The organism is Methylophaga muralis (genome assembly GCF_001720165.1).
Lineage (GTDB): Bacteria > Pseudomonadota > Gammaproteobacteria > Nitrosococcales > Methylophagaceae > Methylophaga > Methylophaga muralis.
In genome coordinates this window covers 1-307 of the sequence record NZ_MCRI01000130.1, presented here as the reverse complement: position 1 = coordinate 307, position 307 = coordinate 1, and the positions used below count along the sequence as shown (strand labels likewise).

Below are 307 nucleotides of genomic sequence, written 5' to 3'. Positions count from 1 at the left end.
AGCGCGTTTTTAGTTTTAGTAATACGTTTAAACGTGCCCGTTTTTTCTTACCCTGACGTAGATCTTCCCAAAATCCTTTATATTCAGAAGACTTTACATAATCGGAATCACAGAAAATTTTATGATGTTGACCAATAACTTCTGATTTATCATAACCAATAACCGCTAAGAAGTTATCGTTGACGGCTTCAACGATTCCATCTGGGCTAAATCGTATAGTGGCGACAGAAGCATCAATGGAATCAATGAGACTTTCAAGTTCGTTATATTGATACCGAATTTCAGCCAACTCGGCTTTGAGTAATTT

The 307-nt window shown here is 36.5% G+C and carries 1 protein-coding gene; it reads right to left on the bottom strand.

Annotated elements, in window-relative coordinates; all coding sequences use genetic code 11:
• Positions 1–307, bottom strand: a 307-nt coding sequence (locus tag A9E74_RS13940) for a PAS domain-containing protein (RefSeq protein WP_141696850.1), incomplete at both ends; no start/stop codon positions are given.